This is a genomic window from Psychrobacter sp. CX21, from assembly GCF_057396255.1.
Window position 1 is genome coordinate 185,550 of sequence record NZ_JBXYJG010000001.1, and the last position, 22,802, is coordinate 208,351.

A 22,802-nucleotide genomic window follows, 5' to 3' on the forward strand; every position below is an offset into this window, starting at 1 on the left:
AAGTTGGAATTATGGCGCACTTATCTAGTCAAATATAATAATAATTTGACAGATAAGAGTGCCTATAAAACCTGCCACAAGAGGGATGACCTCCTCCCTTGGACAAAATATATGTGATGATAACTTTTAATCTTTTAATTCAATAAATGGGCCTGCGTTATTGAGGATCCGCTGTCGTGCTATGTAGTAGTGAGGTAATATTGGCCGCTTTTGGTTTCACCAAAAACACTTTACGTGCATAGTTTTCAAAGTCAGCTAAGATTTGACGGCCCCAACTACTACCCGTCTTCTCTACATGCGTTTCAATGATACTTCTTAAGAAACTACGGTGCTCCTCCGTTTGCTCACTTGAAATACGGTGTAAATCGATTAGCTCGTGATTACAGCGATCAAAGAACGTATTGTCCAAATCCAATACGAAAGCAAATCCGCCCGTCATCCCCGCACCAAAGTTAAGACCTGTTTTGCCAAGTACGGTAATAACGCCACCTGTCATATACTCACAGCAGTGATCGCCCACCCCTTCAACAACAGCATGCGCGCCCGAATTTCGAACACCGAATCGCTCGCCAGCGGTACCAGATGCGTATAAGTTTCCACCCGTTGCGCCATATAAGCAAGTATTACCAATGATGGCTGTATCTTGCGATGCAAAGTTAGAGTGTTTTGGCGGATAAATAACGATTTCACCCCCTACCATACCTTTACCAACATAATCGTTAGCATCGCCTTCAAGCTCAATGTTTAATCCACCAGCATTCCAAACGCCAAGGCTTTGACCAGCTGTACCCGCTAGATGCAGATTAATTGGTTTATCTGACATACCAATATTACCCCATACTTGGGCAATTTCACCTGACAAACGTCCACCAATAGAACGGTCACAGTTGCCTACTTGATAGCTAAATGTTCCGCCTTTACCTTGACGAATTGCACTAATAGCATCATCAACCATGCGTTCTGCTAATAAGCCTTTATCAAATGGCTTATTGCGTTCTACTTGACAAGTCTGCGGCTTACCTTGAGCAGCAGGGTGCGCCTCAAGTAACGGTCTTAAGTCAAGATTACGCTGTTTTGGAGTAAACCCTTCTAAAACTTCAAGAAGATCGGTTCGTCCAACCAGCTCCTCCATACTACGCACGCCCAAAAATGCTAACCATTCACGGGTTTCTGTCGCGATAAACTTGAAGAAGTTTATCAGCATTTCTGCTTCACCAATAAAGTGCTCATCACGTAATCCGGCTTTTTGCGTAGCAACACCCGTTGGGCAGTTATTTAAATGGCAGATTCGTAGGTATTTACAACCAACGGCAATCATCGGAGTGGTACCAAAACCAAAGCTCTCAGCCCCTAATATAGCCGCTTTCACCACATCAAGCCCCGTCTTAAGACCGCCATCGGTCTGCATACGAACTTTATCACGCAAGCCATTAACACGTAGGGACTGATGCGCTTCTGCAAGGCCAAGCTCCCAAGGTGAGCCGGCATGGTGAATAGAAGATAAAGGTGATGCTGCTGTACCACCGTCATAACCTGAGATGGTTATTAAATCAGCATAAGCTTTAGCCACACCAGTTGCAATAGTGCCTACCCCTGGACGCGAGACTAATTTGACTGAAACCAACGCATCTGGATTGACCTGTTTTAAGTCAAAGATAAGCTGTGCTAAATCTTCAATAGAATAAATATCATGATGCGGTGGTGGTGAAATCAGCGTCACACCCGGAACTGAGTAACGAAGACGCGCAATTAAGGTATTCACCTTACCACCTGGCAGCTGACCACCTTCCCCAGGTTTAGCACCTTGAGCTACCTTAATCTGCATCACATGAGCTGATCGTAGGTAGGCTGGCGTAACCCCGAATCTACCTGACGCAACTTGTTTGATTTTTGAGTTACGCATAGTACCATAACGAGTTGGGTCTTCACCGCCCTCACCTGAGTTTGAACGACCACCAATGGTATTCATCGCCAAAGCTATGGATTCATGTGCTTCAGGGGACAATGCGCCCAAAGACATACCCGCTGAATCAAAACGTGGCAAAATCTCTTCAATACCTTCCACTTCAGATATGTCGATAATGCTCTCAGGCTTTAATTTAAGTAAATCACGTAATGTGGCAACAGGGCGGTTATTAACAAGATTTGCGTACTCACGATAATTTTCAAAATCACCCGTACGGACCGCTTTATGTAGTGTATTGATTACATCTGGATTAAACGCATGATATTCTTTATTAAATACGAACTTAAGCATACCGCCTTGATCGATTGGGGTACGTCGACTAAAGGCATTTTTTGCCAATAGTCTTTGATCTTTTTCTAAATCTTCAAAGGTTGCGCCTTTAATACGGCTTTGAACCCCTTTAAAGCATAAATTAACCACTTCTTCAGACAGTCCAACCGCTTCAAATAACTGAGCGCCGCGGTATGAAACAATGGTAGAAATACCCATTTTAGATAAGATTTTTAATAAACCTTTATCCACACCCTTACGGAAGTTAGTACGCGCTTGAATTGGATCTCCTAACAACTCACCTGAAGCCACAAGATCAGCGATAACATCATATGCTAGATAAGGATAAACACAGGTTGCCCCAAAACCAATAAGCACGGCAACTTGATGAGAATCACGCGCAATGCCAGTCTCTATAATTAAGTTAGCATCGGTACGCAGTCCTTTTTGGATAAGATAATGATGCACAGCGCCCGTGACCATTGCAGCATTGGCAGGAATCTTACCTTTTTGAATGTTTTTATCTGACAGAATAATCAAGGTCTTGTTGTCTAGAACTGCCTGTTCAACCGTTTCACAGATTTGCTTGATAGCATCGCTTAAGCTCAAAGATTCATCATAATTAATATCTATTCTTTGACTCAAAAATGCCGGATCTTCAAGCCCTTCTAGCTGCTGCATTTTACTTGGCGACAAGACAGGCGTAGACAATATAATACGATGCGCATCACGCGGCGTCGGATTAAAGATATTCGTTTCAGCACCCAAACACGTTTGCAGTGACATCACAATAGATTCACGCAGCGGATCAATCGGTGGATTGGTCACTTGCGCAAATTGTTGTCTAAAGAAATCGGCGACATTACGTATCTGACTAGATAATACAGCTACTGGAGTGTCATCACCCATTGAGCCGACTGGTTCTTGTCCATTTTCTGCATTCGGACGAATAATTTCAGTACGCTCTTCATTGGTGATGTTAAACATCTTCTGAAGCGATTTAAGCGGTTCACCTCGATAGCCTTCATCAAGTAGCGTCTCTTCAATCTTTTCATTATCGTGCACTCTAGTGGCTTCTTCTCGTAACCACTTACGATATGGATGCGCTTTTTTCAAGCGATTGCTGATAACTTGATCATCTAGCACTTCGCCATTTAGAGTGTCAATAACCAGCATTTGCCCAGGACCAACGCGGCCTTTAGCAATCACATCATTTGGCGCATAGTCCCAAACCCCTATTTCAGACGCCACAGTGATATAACCGTTTTGGGTAGTCACCCAACGTGATGGACGTAAACCATTACGATCTAACATACATACCGCATAGCGGCCATCTTGAATAACCAGACCTGCTGGCCCATCCCATGGCTCCATATGCTGAGAGTAAAACTCATAAAAAGCGCGCAGATCGGTATCCATACTATCGACATTCTGCCATGCAGGCGGTACCAAAATAGACATGGCATGGAATAAACTCATACCGCCGCTGATTAACACTTCAAGCATGTTATCTAAACTTGAAGAGTCTGAACCGGTACGATTCACGAGCGGATGCAATTGAGTTATCTCAGGAAGTTTTTCGGTCTCAAGTTTCGGAGTACGGGCAACCGACCAATTGCGGTTTGCGGTAATGGTGTTAAGCTCGCCATTATGGGCTAAATATCTAAACGGTTGCGCCAACGGCCAACGCGGTAATGTATTGGTAGAAAAACGTTGATGGAACACTACAATATGAGACTGCAAACGTTTGTCACGTAGATCACTATAAAATGCGGGTAAGTCTGATGGCATTACCAGACCTTTATATATAACCGTCTGACAATTTAGAGAGGTGACGTAAAACAAAGGATCATCAGTAAGTGAAATCTCTGCTTTTTTTCGAGCAACATATAGCTTTCTATTAAAATCTTCGTCTTTTATAGCTTCTTTTGAATTTACAAAAACCTGTTTAAATACTGGTAGGGTCTCGCGTGCTATTTCACCAACTATAGATAAGTCGACTGGCACATCTCGCCACCCTGCTACTGTCAAACCTTGAGCTTCTATTTCTTTATTCAATACCTCTTGACTATGTGCAGCTAGCGTTTCATCGTCATTTAAAAAAACCATACCCACGGCATAATTTTCGGTTAATTCGATATTAAGCTCATTTGCAACGGCATTAAAAAACTCTACAGGTTTTGCAAGTAGCAAGCCACACCCATCCCCTGTTTTACCATCCGCTGCGACACCACCACGGTGTGTCATACAGCTCAAACTGTGAATGGCTGTTTTGACTAAATGATGACTTGGCTCACCTTCTATATGAGCAACCAAACCAAAACCACAGTTGTCTTTAAAGTCATCCGGAGAGGCTAAATAAGTTTTGTTATCTTCGATAGATGGCTGTGATTGAGTATGCTGATAATTCAAAGAGGTAGGATTGGCTTTAAAAGTCTGGGTCATGGCGTGTCCTTTGTTGGTATAACGCGATATAAAGCGTTATGCATAATTACTTTAGGTATGCGCAGCTGTAAGAATAGTGACAGCTGATGTATGAAGCTAGCCAAGATAAAAATTATGATTTTAGGCTGACTTAGTTGTTTATCAATATTAAAATGTTTAGCAGGTGGTAATGACTTTTAGCAGTATTCAATTCTAAGGTACTTGATTGATACTTGCGACCATACTTAATAAACGCTTGAGTTGTACAACTCTGGCTTGGTTTAACTTTTATTCTAGACTAACTTTCAAACTGTTTTAACTATTTACTTGCCATAACTATTAAATAGCATAAAAGTAATTTACGGTTAGGATGAAAGTGTTTAATACAGGTTAAAAAATTAAGTCGTTAACAATACTAGGCCGTTAACGTAGCTGGTTTTTTATTAAAAACGTTTCTAAATATAGAGTGGTTGAACATAGCTATAAATCATGAGAAGCAGACTAATTAAAAGTAAAATTGAAAAACCTATTCACTCACTATCAATAATTAAAATACCTGCAATAACATTGCTAAACATCAATATCAACCATACTAGAGAAACATTTATGTAAAATCCAGTTAAATTTCATGACCGATGTGAATATTTATTCTTATATTCTATGAATTTAGACGCTTTTGGCAAAAATTTTGCACAACTTATAATCATATTCATCAATTCTTAATCTTATTTAAGGAACGTACCTGCATGCTATTATAAAATGCGACTTATAAAATGCTACTTATTATTATATTGCACTTTTAAAATATTAGGGTCAAAAGTTAATAGTTTTAAGCACACAGCATTTATTTAGGGGCTGTATAGAATTGATACATGGAACTGGCAGAGGCTATTTTTTAGGCAATATGCAGGGCAATTTTCGCATCTTAGTCGTTCTAAGTTAGATCTCTTAATTATTGAATGTCGCAATATATTGGCAAAAAATAGCCCTGCCCCCTCTCGAGCACAGCTCTCGCCTTGCGAACGGGCAAAGCAGTGCTTTGCTCGAGAACCGTTCTCAAGGCTGATGCTAAAATTGCCCCAAATGTTGTTGTAAACCTAGTTAAGGTCCAATACGCTTCGGGCATTATCAGCGGTTTACGCCTAGTTTGGAACACAGCTTGGAAAAATTTTTAGCTATCAGCAGTCCTAATTAACCAATTCTATACAGCCCCTAGTTATTTTCCTGAATTATCGCTTCAATACTATCGACCTGTTTATTCTGCTCAGGCTTAGAAGGTGCTGTATTTTGTTGTTGCGGCTTTTGTTGTGGTTTCGGCTGTGGCTCCTGTTGCTGATTATTCGTATTCGATGAGGGTCTAGGCTTGTTATTGGCTTTGTTCGAATTATTATTCGAATTGCTGTTTGAATTGTTGTTACGTGAATTGGATGCAGAGTCGTTTGAATTATTACCTGTACTTGCATTAGGGTCTGACTCACTTAAAGGAACAATTTTCCTATCTTCGCCTTGATTATTAGAAGCATTGTTTTTGAAATCATCATTTATAATTTGTTCTACCGCATCTACCGAGTCGCGATCTTCTTGAACGGATAAGGTATCGTTTTTATCATCCGATGATTCAATATCAGACGGTTCAGAATTTTGCTCAGCGGATTGATCTTGCTTATTCTGAGCTGCTGCTCGGCGACGTGATGCTAGTTGGCGTTCTGTGGGTTTTAATCTAACACCCCGAGTACGGTTAGAAGACAAATCTTTAATGGGTCCTGACAATTCATAGGTTTCAATAATATCTAGATACGAATTTATCTCTTCAGGAATAACCCGAACATTTTCAGGTAAGCCAAAATCTACACTGCTGGCTTTACCTTTAGCCAATTGTGGTGTTTTTAAAACATCATAAGTTACAACATAACGAGGTTTATTGTTTTCATCACGATAACGAAAGTATGCGAACTTTTTACGATCATCACGTCCGTTTAGATAGTCCGTAATGATGTTGTGTTCAGACACATCCATGACCTGAACGGTCCATTTGTTCTTATGCTTTTTAAGGTATCTTGAGTCTTTGAATTCTGGTGGATAGTCCCTTAAATCATGGATTAACGCATCAAATGATATGGGTCTAACATCAGCATCTAATTCATGCAGAGGTTCAACACGTGTGACTTTGGACATAGTATCCGATGGCTCTTCAGCCATCTCTAGATCATCACTTTCATTTTGCGTTTGAGTAGGGCTCGACGGTGTGGCACTAAACATCCATAATGCCAATGCGGCAGCTACGGCTAATAACGCCATTATGAACCATACGCTGATAATCACCCGCTTCTTAGTCTTAGTAGGTTTTAAAGCTTTTTCAGAGTTTTTCATAGGTGCAGGTTTTTTGGTAATTGCCATAGAGCAAGTCCAGTCAAAGAGTCAAATATTATTAAAAGCGCATATCCATAACTAATAAAGAAGGTTATTTAAGAGCCGATATTAGTTATTTTATCTTGCAGATTTGGCCAATACCTTTTCGAGAAGTTTTGTATCAAACTCTGAGGTAACCACTGCATGACCTATAGATTTTAACAAAATCAGTCGAATTTGTCCTGATTTAACCTTTTTATCATGTTGCATAAGTCCTAAAGCCGTTTGGATATCAATACGAGGCGGATGAGTAGGCAGATGAGCAGCTTCGATTGCTGCACAGATACGCATCACGTCGGTAGTAGCTATCCAGCCCATATGCTGCGATAATCGAGCGGCTTGTACCATACCAGCAGCAACAGCTTCGCCATGCAGCCATTGACCGTAACCCTCATGAGTCTCTATAACATGACCAAATGTGTGACCAAAATTTAGTAAGGCGCGTTTGCCTACTTCTCGCTCGTCTTGAGCCACAATATCAGCTTTATACTGACAACATCTAGCCACAGCTTCTGCCAATACATTTTCATTGAGCGACATCAATTCTGTCATGTTCTGTTCAAGCCAGTTGAGAAAAGCTTCATCCATAATAAGCGCGTATTTTATAACCTCAGCCATACCCGCTGACAATTCTCGCTCTGGCAGCGTGGTCAATGTATGCATATCTGCAAGCACCATTTGAGGTTGCCAAAATGCACCTATCATGTTTTTGCCTTTGGGATGATTAATGCCAGTCTTACCGCCGACACTTGAGTCAACTTGCGACAGTAACGTCGTCGGTATTTGGATAAAATCAACACCGCGCATAAATGAGGCCGCTGCAAATCCAGTCATATCACCAATAACGCCGCCGCCTAAGGCCACAAGCGTAACATCACGACTACAATGATTGTCCATTAATGCATCATAAATCATATCAATATGCTTTTGGTTTTTGTATTGCTCACCATCAGGCAGTATCACATACATGACATTAAATTGATTTTTGAGACCTGCAACTAAAGCATCCAGATATAAAGGTGCCACTGTATCGTTTGTCACAATCATCACTTGATTGCCTTTGATATAAGGAGATATTTCAGTGGCCATATCGCATTGGCTCGTTATCACAATGGGATAATCGTGGCTTTGAGTGTGTACGGTCAAATTAGTTTTCATATGTCTCTCTATATCTTTTTTAGTCAAAGCTTTTTTTATAATTGCTTAGGTATAGCTATAGGTTGGTAAAATGCTAAATTAAAATAATGAGTGATATGTCTTAAACGCCTAACAACCCATATACTAAAATACGGCTCTTAAAAATGGCGACTAAGTTTAGGCCATTATTACGTCGTTAAAAATTCAGGATATTTATGATTGATAGCGGCCACAACATTACGCAGCATATGTCTAGGATAGCCCTCACCCGTTTCTACAATGATGTCGGCAACTTCTCGATACAATGGATCCCTAACCTCAAATAACGATTCAAGAACTGCACGCGGATTAGGAGCACGCAGTAAAGGACGAGATTTATCTTTTGAAGTTCGTTTCATTTGAACATTTACGCTCGCCCGTAAATAAATAGTGATGCCACGATTTATTAGATATTCTCGATTTTGTGGCTGCATGACCACACCGCCACCTGTAGCCAAAACAATAGACGGCAGTTTAGTCAGCTCTTCAATAGCACGAGATTCTCGTTCGCGAAAACCTGTCTCCCCTTCTTTTTCAAAAATCCAAGGAATATCAGCGCCTGTTTGCTCTTCTATATAATGATCACTATCCAAAAACTGACGATTAAAGTGTTTAGCCAGCAGTTTTCCAACCGTAGTTTTCCCTGCTCCCATAGGGCCTACAATAAATAATGATGGCAATGATGATTGCATTATCATATCTCACGTAAAATTACAGATTATACAGTTATTTTTAAATTGAATGCCAATGGGCCATTGAGTTTTACATATTTATATATATTCTAGACCATCAAACCTACATTTTAATAACTATTATGTATCCTAAAACCCTTTCAATTTATAAGGGATTTATTAAGTTTGTGTTAGGAGCTGTACTTTCTCAAACTGCCCGCTATTAAACTTCTTGCTATTAAACTGTATGCTACAAAAAAGGCAGTCAAAAGACTGCCTATTCTATACATTTCATTTCAAGATGGGAGATTTAGTACATACTTAGCGATAATGCCTAAAATTGTCTTATGAATGTTGAAAGCTTAATGTTAAAAACGGCTAACCCCATTATTTATAAGCTTTGGTGTCACAAAAATTAAAAGCTCTTGTTTGTCGTTTCTACGCAAATCTTTTTTAAATAGACGTCCCACATACGGCATATCCCCTAAGAAAGGTACTTTTTCTGTACTGTCAAATATTTGATTACGGAATATCCCTCCTAATACGATAGTCTGACCATCATCTATTATTACGTTAGTGCTGAGCATGTCAGTATCAATTAAGATGGTGCCATCACTAGTGGGATTGGGTCTGCCGTTTTCGATATCTAGCTTTAAGGATATTTTGCCTTCAGGTGTAATATTTGGGGTGACCTCCAAACTCAATACCGCTTCTTCAAACTGTGTGGTTGTACCACCGCCTTCTGACTCCCCTTGATACGGAATTTTTGTCCCGGATGATACTTTCGCTGTTTGCTTATCCATCGTCAAAATCTTAGGGGTAGAAATAACTTCACCTCTGCCATCTGCTTGCATGGCAGAAAGCTCAAGATCAATCATTAAGTCTGACATACTTAGCAAACCAAATGCGATTCGACCGGCAGGATTAAGTACGCCTAAATCCACATTTAAGTTATCAGGACGGGATATCGAATAACTGGGATAAGTTTGCTGCTGACCGTTGATATTAGAAGTCTCATAAGTAAAGTCTTTAAGATCAGCTAAAGTCTGATCGCTACCACCCACTAACAAATCACGATTGGTTGCAGCACCATTAGATAAGATACCCCACTTGACACCCAACTCTTTACTAAAATTATCCGAGGCACTGACAATACGTGCTTCGATCATCACTTGACGTACGGGGATATCGACTTTATCAATCAAATCCCTGATATTCTCAATGCTCTCTGATATGTCTTTGATGATTAAAGTATTAGTTCGGGTATCCACCGTTACGGTGCCGCGATCGGATAATAATGACCCTGAATCTCTATTACTTCGACCTAACTCGTTATCTACACCTGAGTTACGACCTTGAGATATAAGGGTCATTAAATCGGCTGCATTGGCATAGTTCAAACGAATATATTCAGTTCTTAAAGGTTTAAATTCTTCAACTTTACGCTGCGCTTCAAGCTCTTGCGCCTCTTGTTCGGCAAGCTCTGTAGCAGGGGCTACTAAGATGACATTACCATTACTACGCATATCTAAGTTTTTACTTTTAAGAATAAGATCTAACGCCTGATCCCAAGGAACATTGATTAAATTTAAAGTAATATAACCACTCACATTATCACTGGCAACGATATTTAATTCAGTAAACTGTGACAATAAATGAAGAACACTACGTATTTCTACGTTTTGAAAATCTACTGATATGGGTTCACCTGTATATTGCTTTTCTTCAATAGTTGGCTCTCGTAGCATCTTTTGCGGCTTGACAATGATGTTCACTAAATTGCCTGATTGAAATGCTTGATATTCAAAGTCATCATTCATAGCAATGGTGACCACACCATTTTTACCACTGTTACGCGCACTGACTGACGATACCAGACCGCCTGTTACATTGTGCTGGCGCACGAGATTCGAGGGGACTGTCGCCCCAGTCATACGCATAAGGATTTTGTTACCTTGACGCTGAATATCGATAGGAATGCTTTCATTCACCAAACCAATATTGATCACACCACCGCCATCACTTGACCCTGTAAATGTCACATTATTAAGGCCTGAATAGTTATAAGTTTGTGTGGTATTGGCATAAGCGGGATTTAATAGTGGGTTTACCTTTACGACCATGCTATCTTTAGGTTGAGCGGCACGATCTGTTTGTATATAAGCGTCTACTGACTCTCCATATACAGGTTGATTAGATACGGGCTGATAAGCTGTTTGAACATAAGCAGAGGGCGCATTTTGTACATTCTGAACATCATTAGGCAATGAGGTGGCAGCGATGACTTCATTAGCGTAAGCTTCACTAGATCCACTCATAACAGGCGCTGCCTGTGAATTTGGGGTAACAGGACGTGATATATTAACCAATAGAGCGTTGTCTTCAACACGGGTCATAAAATCTTTTGGTGAATTACCATCTAAACCTATAATTAAGCGCGTTGTTGAGTCATTACTTAGTGAAGTAATGTCTTTAATCAGCCCTTGATTCAAATCGTTATAGCGAGAAAGTCCATTTGACACCTCTGAGAAGTCCAACACAAGCCGTGCTGGGTCTTCTAACTGATAAGCTTCAGGAACTGTGGGAGTCTCGCTAAAATCCAGTCTTAACAACGTGGTAGATGCTGTAGGCTCTGTCACGCTCAATGACGTTAAAGTTTGGTTAGCATGAGCGGTGGCACTTGCCATAACTACTGTCGAGGCTATCGCTGTCATAGCAAAGCATGACTGGTTAAGATGTTTTAGACGAGTAGTCTTATTACTAATTATCATTTTTTAAATCCCTAAAGCGGTGTTAAATGGGTGAAACCACAGAGGCAGGTTTTTCTACAAATCCTGCTCGATTGTCAGGTATTATCTCGACTAGGTTAATTTGAGTCGGTGTTATTTCAACAATCCGGCCATCATTTAGTCCCATATAATTACCCACTTCTACACTTTCAATAACCCCATCAGGGCGCTGTATAAGTCCATGTTGTACTCCTTCGGGTGATACCACCATTCCGCGATATACCAGTTGTGATAACTCGTAACTCTCTAGTACTTCTTTACTGCGGTTCAAATCAGGCGCAACATCACTTTCAGTGACAGTGCGTTGTTGATACATCAAACTTAATGGCATGAATGGACTACGCATATTACCCGGCTCATATATATAGTCCTCGACCAATACAGGCTCCGGTATAGGTTCTATTGGAATAGATTCTGATGCCCGTATGGCTGCCATCTCATTTTCAGTATTTTCAATTCGATCATTGCATCCAGTTACCAAAGCTATGGCAGTACAACACAGGGCAATTTTGATAATTTTAAAAGAATGCTTATTGTTTGAAGAATGCTTATTGGTTAAAGAATGCTTGCGAGTTAAAGATTGCTTGCTAGGCAGCTCGCTTTTATATTCTGCTGGAAAGTGAGGTAATGGTTTATTAGTCGACATCTACTCCCCCTCCGCTGTATTTGCTTCGATAACTTCTTCTTCTGTCTCTTCTGTCATGTCTTGATTGCTATTTATGATGTCTTTTGATCGATACGTTTTTGTATCTAACTTTAGTGTTAATTCAGGTAAGGTTTCAAGCGACGGTTTGGAATTCGATACCTCAAAATCGTGCATAGTAATAATACGTGGTAACGCAGCTAACCCACTGATAAAAGCACCAAACTGGTGATACTCACCGATGGCAACAATACGTATGGGTTGTTCAATAAATAATTCTTTTTCAACTTCTGGTTCAATAGAGATGTCTTGAAAGCGAATACCACTGCCAATACCCGTCATATTAATACCTTCTACCAGCTCAGATACCCGTGTATTTTTAGGAAGCTGATCTAGCAGTTGATTAAACTCAATCTCCATTTGAGCAACTTGAGTCACGTAAGCATCTAAATGACGTGCTTTAGACTCTTTAACTCGATATGAATCCAACAGTATTTGTTTTTCGGCTTCAGCAGCTTTTATCTCTTCAATCTTTTGACTGATAGGTAGGGCATAAGCTAAAGCAGCTATTAGCAACATAATCAGCGCAATTACGAATACTTTGATAGCAAGCGGCCAACTGCCATAGTTCTGCATATCCAAATTACGTAAGCTACGCCAAAATGTTTTTAGATTCATTGAACGGCGTTTGTTAAAAAAGCCTGTATTTATTGGTTTATCGAAAGTATATTTAGCCATTACTCACCCACCTTCTCTGAGTCAGTTTCAGGCACAAATGTCTCACCATTTTTGAACTCAACAATTTGTGACGTTACGACGAAATCAATAAAATTCGACTCAGGCGATACCGTTTCATCGTCTCGATTAAGATTTTTAGGTACCCCTGTTTCGTATGCTGCGACGTCTTGTTTAATGAATTTAACCCTTGAATTATCCAACCAATCACTTGCATCAAGGTTTCTAACCAGACTTGAAACCACATTTGGGTTGTCAGCTTTGCCTGTAAAGGACAAGATATTATCTTCTCGCTCAAAAACATTAATATACATCGCTTCTGGAATCGCTCGCGCCACGTCGTACCAGACACGAACCGGCACTGGTCGTCTACCCTGTAAGTCCTGAATAACCCCGGTGCGAGCTATAATTTCGCCCCGCCGCTGTTCTAAAACATCGATCTCTTTAAGCTGCTTGTCCAGTATTAAATTTTGCTCAGCAACATAGTCATTAGCAGCAAACTGTTCATTCAATTCGTTGGTGAAGTAAGTCCACACTGCAAATGCAAGTAAACAAGCCAGTAAAATTGATAAGAGTAAGATTATTCTAAACTCTTTATTTTTGCGTTCTCGTCGCTCTTCACGCCAAGGGAGAAGGTTAATTTCAGCCATTAATCATGACTCCTTAAAGCAAGCCCACATGCCGTCAAAAGACTTGGCGTATCTAAAGCCAGTTGTTTCTTATCTATACCTTCATCAATGGTCATATTACGAAATGAATCAATAATAGATACAGGCGTTTCAAGTTTATGCTGAACAATAAACGACAAATCGGGCAATGAAGCGCTGCCCCCACTTAATAAAATGTGATCGACTTGAGTTTGTTGACTTGAAGAAAAATAAAATTGCAAGGAGCGATGGACTTGTTGGATGAGATTATCAATAAAGGGCATGAAAATGTCATGTCGATAGTCCGCGCCTAAAGACTGATCATGCTTGGCACGCGTGGCTTCATCGAAACTTAGGTCGTATTTTTGTTGGATGGCCTCTGTTAATTGAACACCCCCAAATAATTGTTCACGGCTGTAAACAAATTCGCCATCTTTGGCAATATATAGCGTCGTATGGTCATGACCTATATCAATTAAGGCTACTGTCTTTGGAAAATTTGGCAGACTATCGTATATCAGCTGGTAAGCACGCTCTATAGCGTAATAGTCGATATCCACTACCTTGGTATTAAGCCCACCAAATGCTAAAGCATCTACGCGCTGATTCACATTTTCAGAACGTGACGCTGCAATTAGCACCTCTACCAGATTGGTATCAATCGTAGATGGTCCTAAAACCTCAAAATCAAGATTCACCTCAGACAATGGGTAAGGAATATACTGATCGGCGTCAAGGCGAATCTGAGCCTCACGCTCGATGTCACTTAAATCAGCTTCCATATCAATGCGCTTAGTGATAACAGCTGCCCCTGAAACAGAAACAGCGGCACTTCGTGTTTTAGTGCCCAGATAACGTACTAACCGTGATATGGATTTGCCGACAGCTTCTATATCTTTGATATTACCATCAACTATAATACCTTGAGCTAAATAGTCTACACCGTAATTTTTTAGGTGGTATCTTCCTAGTTGGTGCGTTATCTCAACCATTTTGATTGAGGTAGCACTCAAATCCACACCTAAGAGTGGACGGCTTTTTGAAGAAAATAGCCTCACTAAAAATTCCTTTTGAAAATTGTATGCCCGTTATTAATTCAGATTATAAACTAAATGGCATAAATTAATTATTTAATTACTTATTATTCAAATTGTTTAAAAAATAACTTAAAAGTTATATTTCTAAAAGAGTTATCTATACTCGATACTAGGGGTTGTATAGAATTTATTAATTAGGACTGCTGACAGCTAAAATTGTTCCAAACTAGGCGTAAACCGCTGATAATGTCTAGACCTTAGCTAGGTTTACAACAATGTTTGGGGCAATTTTAGCATCAGCCTTACAGGGCAGGGCTATTTTTTGCCAATATATTGTGAAATTATCTAACTTAGAACAACTAAGCTGCGAGAATTTCCCTGCATATTGACTAAAAAATAGCCACTGCCAGTTCCATGAATCAATTCTATACAGCCCCTAGTTAAATTTATTAGAATTAGGCATTAATTGAGCTAAGCGTACCCGAGTTAAGAGCAAGCAAGTTAATTAATAATTTTACGAAATAATAACAATCGGTAATCTTGAGTTACTTTGTGTTTACATTATTTAATTGTAAAGGTTTTGTCAACCTACATAGTTATTTTATCTAATATTAATTTTCTTCACCAATTATTTGCTAAATAAGCTTCTATATGGGTTATTATTTTAAATTGTTGATTTAATTAATATTATTTTTTTAATCGACAATTTATTTTAGCCGCGCATCACTATTATGTACAAGCCTGATGCAGACATGATGACTTTGAACTAATCATAGTCTTTAATTAAAACATCGTTAACAATGTTATTTATCTTATTGTTATTTATCTTATTGTTATTTTCCATATTATGAATTAACTGGTATATACGGTATCTAATATAACCATAAGTCTCGTTATATAATACATTTATCGTATAATAGCCATCGCATTATAGCGGTTTCAAATCTTGATGGTGACTGTGCACTATATTTATTCGAAATGTAGTATTTCATAGTGACTTTACAGTTTGCGCTATAACAACCTCTTCGTTTGCTTTATAATTAACCCCATTTTAATAATGAAATTTTTTACTCATTTCGCTAGTTCTGAGTCTACTATTTTAGTTTTAAACAATCTTTCGTCTTTCATATTCTTTTGTCTTTAAAATATAGAGTCGCTATGTCTCAAAAATCTACATCTTTTCGTTTTCTTCATCACCTTATAAACGCATTATTAGCGATTATTGCTTTTGTCATTATATTGGCTTTGGCTTTTCCTATTGGCTTTTATGGGATGGCTATGTATATCTCGCCAAGTCTGCCTAGTGTGACAGAGATGAGAAGCTCAAACTTTGAGATGCCTTTACAGATTTATAGTAAAGATGACAAGCTGGTAGGTCAGTATGGCAATCGTATGTCATTACCGGTTAGTTACGATGAGATTCCTAAGGGATTAATAAATGCTTTTTTGGCAGCAGAAGATTCATCATTTTATGAGCATAGTGGTATTAGTGTTAAGGGTTTAGGCCGCGCTATTACCGAAGTCATTACCGATGATACTCGCCAAACAGGCGGCTCTACTATTACCATGCAGGTTGCTAAGAATTATTTTTTAAGTCCAGAACGTACTTTTAATCGTAAACTGACAGAATTATATCTTGCTCGTAAAATCGAAGACGAATTAGATAAAGAAGAGATTCTCACGCTATACGTTAATAAAATTTATATGGGTGAAGGGGCATACGGCATTAAAGCTGCCGCTAAAAAATATTATAGTAAATCTCTAGATAGTTTAACGATAGCCGAAATGGCAACGCTAGCTGGTTTACCAAAAGCGCCATCACAAAATAACCCTGTATCAAATCCAGATGAAGCGTTAGAGCGCCGTAACCTGATTATCGGACATATGTTAGATCTTGGTTTTATCAGCCAATCTGAACATGATGATGCTATCAGCCAACCGATTGGGGTGCGGCTATATAGAGAAAAACTTGATGTTAATATGCCTTATTTGGCAGAAATGGCCCGTCACGCCCTAGTAAAACGTTTTGGTGAAAATGTGGTCAACTCAGGATGGCGGGTTAAGTTGACTGTGAATAGCGAAGAGCAAATCGACGCTTATACTGCCATCAAAAAAGGCCTGATAGGTTACGATCATCGTCATGGGTGGCGCGGAGCAGAAGCTAATGGTGAGCCTTTATCTGATTTTATAACCTTTGGGAATATGATCCCTGCTAAGGTTACTGACGTTGATTACCGAAGCTTCAAGGCAGAACTTAAAGATGGTGAGGTAGTCACGGTACCTTGGTCAGGTATGCAGTGGGCAAAACGCTATTTAGATGCCAACCGTATTCGCAGTTATCCGAGTCGTGCTGCAGATATCGTATCTAAAGATGATATTGTGCGCTTGATTGCAAATGAAGACAAAACTCAATGGCGATTGACGCAAATCCCTGATGTGCAAGGCAGTCTTGTAGCTTTAGATCCTGAATCAGGCGCCATCACAGCGCTGGTTGGTGGTTTTGATTATCGTTATAGTAAGTTTAACCGAGCCACACAGGGCTGGCGTCAGCCTGGTTCAACCATTAAACCGCTCAATTATGCAGCTGCTCTGCAAAAAGGTTATCGTCCAGATACCATGGTGTCTGATGGACCACTACGTGTAGGGGACTGGGAACCAAAAAACTCCGACGGCCGTTTTTATGGCGACATGACCGTGCGCCGCGGGTTATATTTGTCACGTAATCTGGTTTCTATTCGTCTATTGCAAGCGGTGGGTACGTCCGAGGCACGTCAACTACTAGACCACTTTGGCTTGGATAAAGACAAGCTTCCCACTACTCTATCGTTAGCGTTAGGGGCGGGACAAGCAACCCCATTACAAATGGCAACGGCTTATGCAGCTTTTGCAAACGGTGGCCACCGCATCCAGCCCTACTTCATCGACCAGATTTATGATTTTAATAGTAAACTGTTATATAAAGCCAATCCGCAACGTGCATGCGCCACATGTTTTAACGACAAACTCGAAAAGTTAAATGAGTCACTCATTGAGGACTATGAAAAACAGCAAGAAGAGGCACTAGAACAGCGGGAAGCCACCTTACAAAAGCTAGAAGGAGGTTTAGAACGAAACGATGCTGATGACCCTAATACTGAAGCTACAGATGCTGAACCGACTGAGGCGGATGCGGCTAATGCAGATGATGATTCAATAGATAAAGAAACACAGAAATTAATTGAGGCGTTACGTTATGATGCATCGCCTCTTAATGACCGACTAAAACCGACGCTTTTTCAATATAGTGTGGCAGAACAAGCACCAAGAATTTTGAAACCTAATGTGGCCTATGAGATGGCCAGTATGCTTAAAGACGTGATTCAAATTGGTACTGGTAAACGCGCTCGAGCACTGGGTCGTAGTGATTTGGGTGGAAAAACAGGTACGACTAATGAGATGAAAGATGCTTGGTTTGCAGGGTTTCATCCCACTAAAGTAGCTGTCGTGTGGGTAGGATTTGATCAGCCTTCTACCTTGGGTAGAGGTGAATATGGCGGGGTCGCAGCGCTACCTATTTGGATTAACTTTATGCGGACACAATTAAAATCAACGCCATATCAATGGGTGAGTGTCAACAATAAAGCCAAATCTAAATTACAAAAGCAAGAAGTGATCAATCTTTCTGAAAAAGATGATGATTCTGAAGCATCAAGTGGCGAGATAACTAATCATAAGATTCCATCTGATATCGAACCGCCAGAGGCCTCTTTAAGCGAACGTGAACCTGAACCCGTTGATGACCCTGAAACATCTGAGCAAGGAGAAGAAAGTTCGGTTCAATCGAATGGTTAGAAAACCATGCAGTATTAAACATACTAATATGTTTTAAAACACTAATTTGAACAAACTATATTCATTCATTAGATAATTAATATAGGGATGTCCTCTTATTAATGACATCAAACTGTACACTATATTTTATAGTGTACTTATTTCACGCACTAGGTTTACGACCTAGCCAGCAGGAGAGAACAATGAACATAGTAACAACTCAAGATGCGAATAACCCAATAGTGGTGACTGCACTTTATAAATTCGTCCGTTTTGATGACTATGAAGCCTATCGTGAGCCACTAAGACAGCTAATGTTAGATAATGACGTTCGTGGTACGTTATTACTTGCTTCTGAAGGCATCAACGGCACTATCTCGGGCGATCGTAAAGGTATTGATACGGTCTTAAACTACTTAAGAGACATCCCTGCTATAGGTGAATTTGAATATAAAGAATCCTTTACAGATACTCAGCCTTTTTTTCGCACCAAAGTTAAACTTAAAAAAGAGATTGTAACAATGGGTGTTGAAGGCATCGATCCTTTAGAGTCTGTAGGTCGATATGTTAAACCTGAAGAATGGAACGATTTGATAAGTGACCCTGATGTTTTACTTATCGATACGCGCAATGATTATGAAGTGCAAATCGGTACGTTCAAGAATGCAGTAAATCCAAAGACTGATACCTTTAGAGAGTTCCCCGAGTACGTTAAGCAAGAGCTTGACCCCAATAAACATAAAAAAGTAGCGATGTTCTGTACAGGCGGCATACGCTGCGAGAAGTCGACGGCTTACTTACGTGAACAAGGTTTTGATGAGGTCTATCATTTAGAGGGTGGCATCTTAAAATATCTTGAAGAAGTCCCTCCTGAGCAATCGCTGTGGCAAGGTGACTGCTTTGTATTTGATAACCGTGTTTCAGTAAATCATAACTTAGAAAAAGGCGAATACGACCAATGCTATGCGTGTCGTATGCCTATTAAAGAAGAAGACAAGCAAGACCCTGCTTATGTAAAAGGCGAATCGTGCCCGCATTGTATTGATAAAGCGACTGACGAGCAACGCGCACGCTTTCGTGAACGCCAATATCAAATAAAACTGGCTAAAGAGCGTGGTGAAGCACATATCGGTGCCGAAGCGAGCGACGTCATTGAAGCGCGCAGACAACAAAAGCTCAATGCAAAACTTGAGCAAAAAGAAAGCTAATCTTGCTTAACTGTAGCTCTAATGAAGATTTGCGATCCCATTGAAATGGTTAATGGTTAACATTAAATATAATATATATCCTACCCATATGTTCAAATGTTATATGCTCAACTATTTGAAATAACAAAAGCCCAGCTAAATGCTGGGCTTTTGTATTAATAGATAAAAATCTGTACTGCGCTAGTTTATAGGCTTATATTGAAATAGTGCCAACTTACTCTTCTACCCATTCGCCTTTACGCCAGAACAGTCCCCATCTTGTGGCCTTACCCGTTTTAAGACTTTCAGAGCCGATGTACTGCTCTTTTTTCTTACGTGACCAGCGCAGGATAGTAGGATTGCCGTCTGGATCTTCGTCTGGACCTTCAAACAAATACTGAAACTTATCTTCCATTTTATCTTTGATAGCACGAAGTTCTGCAAGCTTAGGAGGACGAGTTTCACGTACTTTAGGAAACTTAGAAGCCGCCAAGAACAATCCAGCCGCCCCTTCTCTAAGTATAAAGTGATCATCATGCTTAGTTGATTTAAGCTCTGGCATATCTATAGGGTCCATACGCGGCGGCGCAGGTTCCCCATTTTTTAGAACTTTACGGGTATTATCACAGTTATTACACGCAAAATATGGTCCAAACCGGCCTGTCTTCAGCTCCATTTGGCCATCGCATTTGTTGCAATCGATAGTCGGTGCATCAGATCCAGGTACCTCAAATTTACCTTCTTCAAGCACATAGCCGTCACAGTCAGGGTTATTACCACAGATGTGCAGTTTAAGGCCACCATCTACAATATAACCATCCATAGCAGTGCTGCATTTTGGACAGCGCTTTTTCTCCATCAGCTCTTTAACTTCAGCATTATCATCACTTTCACTGTCATCAAGATTAGCAAAAGCTTCGACTGGCATTAAATTTTTGGTACCTTTACACCGTTCTTTAGGCGGCAAATTATACCCTGTACATCCTAAGAAAACCCCAGTTGAGCCGTTTCGTAGCTGCATGGGACGGTCACATAAATCACAATGCACATCAGGCACATCAGTAGGATCGTTCGGACGCATACCCTCTTTATCTTTGGCATGCTCAAGCTTATTTTTAAAATCACTATAAAAGTTGTCTAAAACATCTTTCCAATCTTCATCCCCTTTTGCCACATGGTCAAGCTCGTCTTCAAGCCCTGCGGTAAAGGTATAATCCATGAGTTCAGGGAAGCTTTCCGTCAAGCGATCGGTAACAATATCACCCATCTTTTCAGCATATAGGCGTTTGTTTTCAAGTTTGACATACCCTCTATCTTGAATGGTTGAAATAATAGATGCATAGGTAGAGGGACGTCCAATACCTTTTTTCTCAAGCTCTTTGACCAAGCTTGCTTCTGTATAACGTGCGGGCGGCTTAGTAAAATGCTGGCTTGGATCAAGCTTAACTAAATTAAGCTCGTCACCTTTTTTGACATCCGGCAATAACGTGTCTTCTGTTTTAGAAGGCGCCATAACTTTGGTATAACCATCAAAGACCATGGTACGGCCGCGTGCTTTTAATTCTACATTATCTGCCTCAACAAACAGATTAACAGATTTATATTTGGCAGGCGGCATTTGTGATGCTATAAATTGACGCCAGATTAGCTCATATAAACGAATGGCATCGCGCTCAACGCCTTTTAACTGAGTTGATTTAAGTTTGGCATTGGTAGGCCTGATTGCTTCATGCGCCTCTTGCGCATTTTGCTTACTGCCATAAAAGTTTGGCTTTGGCGGCAAATATTTGCTGCCATAATTGTCTTCAATAAAACCACGTACGGTAGATAGCGCATCGGCAGAAAGGAAGGTGGAATCTGTACGCATATACGTAATATGACCCGCTTCATATAGCCTTTGTGCGAGCATCATAGTCTTCTTAACTGGGAAGCCTAAACGTGTGCTTGCTGCTTGTTGTAACGTCGAGGTGATAAACGGCGCACTGGGTTTGGACTGTGTAGGCTTCTCTTCACGTTCTTTAACGATATATTTAGCAGGCTTTAAAACCTCTAGTACCGCATCAGTTTGCTCTTTATTACTAAGCTTAAGTGTTTTACCATCTTGCTTAACTGCTTCTAGGCGGATAGGCGTATCTTCAGCAGCATTCTTAGTGTCACTTTTAACCGTAGTATCAGCATGTATCTGCCAATACTCTTCTGGAATAAAGGCACGAATCTCGCGCTCACGCTCTACAACTAGGCGTGTAGCCACTGACTGAACACGTCCGGCAGACAAGCCGCGTGCAATTTTTTGCCAGAGTAGCGGCGAGACCATAAACCCAACGACTCTATCTAAAAATCGGCGTGCCTGCTGTGCATTGACACGGTCGATATCAAGTTTACTGGGTTGTTTGAAAGCATTTTGGATGGCCGATTTGGTAATCTCATTAAATACCACGCGTCGATACTTACTGTCATCCCCACCGATTACTTCACGTAAGTGCCAAGCAATGGCCTCTCCTTCTCTATCCAAATCCGTTGCAAGATAGATTTTATCCGCATCTTTGGCGAGTGCTTTAAGCTCTTTAATTACTTTGGTTTTATTTGGTAGCACTTCATACACGGCCTTCCAGCCATGCTCAGGATCTATACCCATTCGGCGCACTAGGGCTTGTTGGGCTTTTTCTTCTTTTGATAAATTGTCATCTTTCGTGGTTTTTTTCTTCGCGCCGCTATTGGTCGGTAAATCTCGAACATGCCCGATACTTGAGCGTACAATAAAATCGTCACCCAAATATTTATTAATTGTTTTTGCCTTTGCAGGTGACTCCACAATCACCAATGCTTTTCCTTTGGCATTGGCAGCAGGAGCAGATTTAGTCTTACGTGTGGATTTTGCCATTAATATTTCAATCCTAGATTACTTTTCTTAGAAAGTATTATTTAATAAATTCGTGGTGATAAACATTAGGGTAACGCCCTAATTTTCATAGAGTTAATACATTTTTCTTTTGAATATTTTATATACACATCATGTGAACTGATAAGACGTTACACTG

The 22,802-nt window shown here is 40.2% G+C and carries 12 protein-coding genes; 2 read left to right on the plus strand and 10 right to left on the minus strand.

Annotated elements, in window-relative coordinates:
- Window positions 1-157 precede the first annotated feature (157 nt).
- The 9 genes from gltB to AC2SLP_RS00855 all read right to left on the minus strand — a co-directional run bounded on the left by gltB (window position 158) and on the right by AC2SLP_RS00855 (window position 14,788).
- Window positions 158-4,681, minus strand: a complete 4,524-nt coding sequence (gene gltB, locus AC2SLP_RS00815) for a glutamate synthase large subunit (RefSeq protein WP_486534725.1) — start codon at window positions 4,679-4,681, stop codon at window positions 158-160.
- A 1,191-nt stretch (window positions 4,682-5,872) separates the two neighbouring features.
- Window positions 5,873-7,057 carry a hypothetical protein gene (locus AC2SLP_RS00820; protein WP_486534726.1) on the minus strand — a complete coding sequence of 395 codons (1,185 nt, stop codon included), beginning with the start codon at window positions 7,055-7,057 and terminating at the stop codon, window positions 5,873-5,875.
- A 90-nt stretch (window positions 7,058-7,147) separates the two neighbouring features.
- Window positions 7,148-8,227: a 3-dehydroquinate synthase gene (gene aroB, locus AC2SLP_RS00825; protein ID WP_486534727.1), complete on the minus strand. Its 1,080-nt coding sequence runs from the start codon at window positions 8,225-8,227 to the stop codon at window positions 7,148-7,150.
- 167 nt (window positions 8,228-8,394) lie between these two features.
- Entirely contained in the window at window positions 8,395-8,937 is a 543-nt protein-coding gene (aroK, locus tag AC2SLP_RS00830; protein WP_486534728.1) for a shikimate kinase AroK, read from the minus strand.
- 347 nt (window positions 8,938-9,284) lie between these two features.
- Window positions 9,285-11,687: a type IV pilus secretin PilQ gene (locus tag AC2SLP_RS00835; RefSeq protein ID WP_486534729.1), complete on the minus strand. Its 2,403-nt coding sequence runs from the start codon at window positions 11,685-11,687 to the stop codon at window positions 9,285-9,287.
- Between the two features lie 22 nt (window positions 11,688-11,709).
- On the minus strand, window positions 11,710-12,351 hold the full coding sequence (locus tag AC2SLP_RS00840; protein ID WP_486534730.1) for a pilus assembly protein PilP: 642 nt from the start codon (window positions 12,349-12,351) through the stop codon (window positions 11,710-11,712).
- Window positions 12,352-13,086 carry a type IV pilus inner membrane component PilO gene (locus AC2SLP_RS00845; protein ID WP_486534731.1) on the minus strand — a complete coding sequence of 245 codons (735 nt, stop codon included), beginning with the start codon at window positions 13,084-13,086 and terminating at the stop codon, window positions 12,352-12,354.
- The gene (locus AC2SLP_RS00850; protein ID WP_486534732.1) at window positions 13,086-13,733 is read right to left on the minus strand and encodes a PilN domain-containing protein; all 648 of its coding nucleotides are present in this window, start codon (window positions 13,731-13,733) and stop codon (window positions 13,086-13,088) included. Before AC2SLP_RS00850 ends, AC2SLP_RS00845 begins: the two co-directional genes overlap by 1 nt.
- Window positions 13,733-14,788, minus strand: coding sequence for a pilus assembly protein PilM (locus AC2SLP_RS00855; protein WP_486534733.1), 1,056 nt, complete (start codon window positions 14,786-14,788; stop codon window positions 13,733-13,735). Before AC2SLP_RS00855 ends, AC2SLP_RS00850 begins: the two co-directional genes overlap by 1 nt.
- 1,137 nt (window positions 14,789-15,925) lie before the next feature.
- On the opposite strand from AC2SLP_RS00855, the gene AC2SLP_RS00860 reads away from it, so the two are divergent.
- Window positions 15,926-18,598: a penicillin-binding protein 1A gene (locus AC2SLP_RS00860; protein WP_486534734.1), complete on the plus strand. Its 2,673-nt coding sequence runs from the start codon at window positions 15,926-15,928 to the stop codon at window positions 18,596-18,598.
- A gap of 182 nt (window positions 18,599-18,780) precedes the next feature.
- Entirely contained in the window at window positions 18,781-19,785 is a 1,005-nt protein-coding gene (trhO, locus tag AC2SLP_RS00865; RefSeq protein ID WP_486534735.1) for an oxygen-dependent tRNA uridine(34) hydroxylase TrhO, read from the plus strand.
- Window positions 19,786-19,999: 214 nt separating this feature from the next.
- On the opposite strand, the gene topA is transcribed toward trhO, so the two are convergent.
- Window positions 20,000-22,645 (minus strand): type I DNA topoisomerase, encoded by a 2,646-nt coding sequence (gene topA / locus AC2SLP_RS00870; RefSeq protein WP_486534736.1) that lies wholly within the window; start codon window positions 22,643-22,645, stop codon window positions 20,000-20,002.
- Between the last annotated feature and the right edge of the window lie 157 nt (window positions 22,646-22,802).

Excerpts from the sequence above, each read along its gene's own strand:
- gltB (WP_486534725.1), bottom strand. The coding sequence starts at position 4,681 with ATGACCCAGACTTTTAAAGCCAATCCTACCTCTTTGAATTATCAGCAT.
- AC2SLP_RS00820 (WP_486534726.1), bottom strand. The coding sequence starts at position 7,057 with ATGGCAATTACCAAAAAACCTGCACCTATGAAAAACTCTGAAAAAGCT.
- aroB (WP_486534727.1), bottom strand. The coding sequence starts at position 8,227 with ATGAAAACTAATTTGACCGTACACACTCAAAGCCACGATTATCCCATT.
- aroK (WP_486534728.1), bottom strand. The coding sequence starts at position 8,937 with ATGCAATCATCATTGCCATCATTATTTATTGTAGGCCCTATGGGAGCA.
- AC2SLP_RS00835 (WP_486534729.1), bottom strand. The coding sequence starts at position 11,687 with ATGATAATTAGTAATAAGACTACTCGTCTAAAACATCTTAACCAGTCA.
- AC2SLP_RS00840 (WP_486534730.1), bottom strand. The coding sequence starts at position 12,351 with ATGTCGACTAATAAACCATTACCTCACTTTCCAGCAGAATATAAAAGC.
- AC2SLP_RS00845 (WP_486534731.1), bottom strand. The coding sequence starts at position 13,086 with ATGGCTAAATATACTTTCGATAAACCAATAAATACAGGCTTTTTTAAC.
- AC2SLP_RS00850 (WP_486534732.1), bottom strand. The coding sequence starts at position 13,733 with ATGGCTGAAATTAACCTTCTCCCTTGGCGTGAAGAGCGACGAGAACGC.
- AC2SLP_RS00860 (WP_486534734.1), top strand. The coding sequence starts at position 15,926 with ATGTCTCAAAAATCTACATCTTTTCGTTTTCTTCATCACCTTATAAAC.
- trhO (WP_486534735.1), top strand. The coding sequence starts at position 18,781 with ATGAACATAGTAACAACTCAAGATGCGAATAACCCAATAGTGGTGACT.
- topA (WP_486534736.1), bottom strand. The coding sequence starts at position 22,645 with ATGGCAAAATCCACACGTAAGACTAAATCTGCTCCTGCTGCCAATGCC.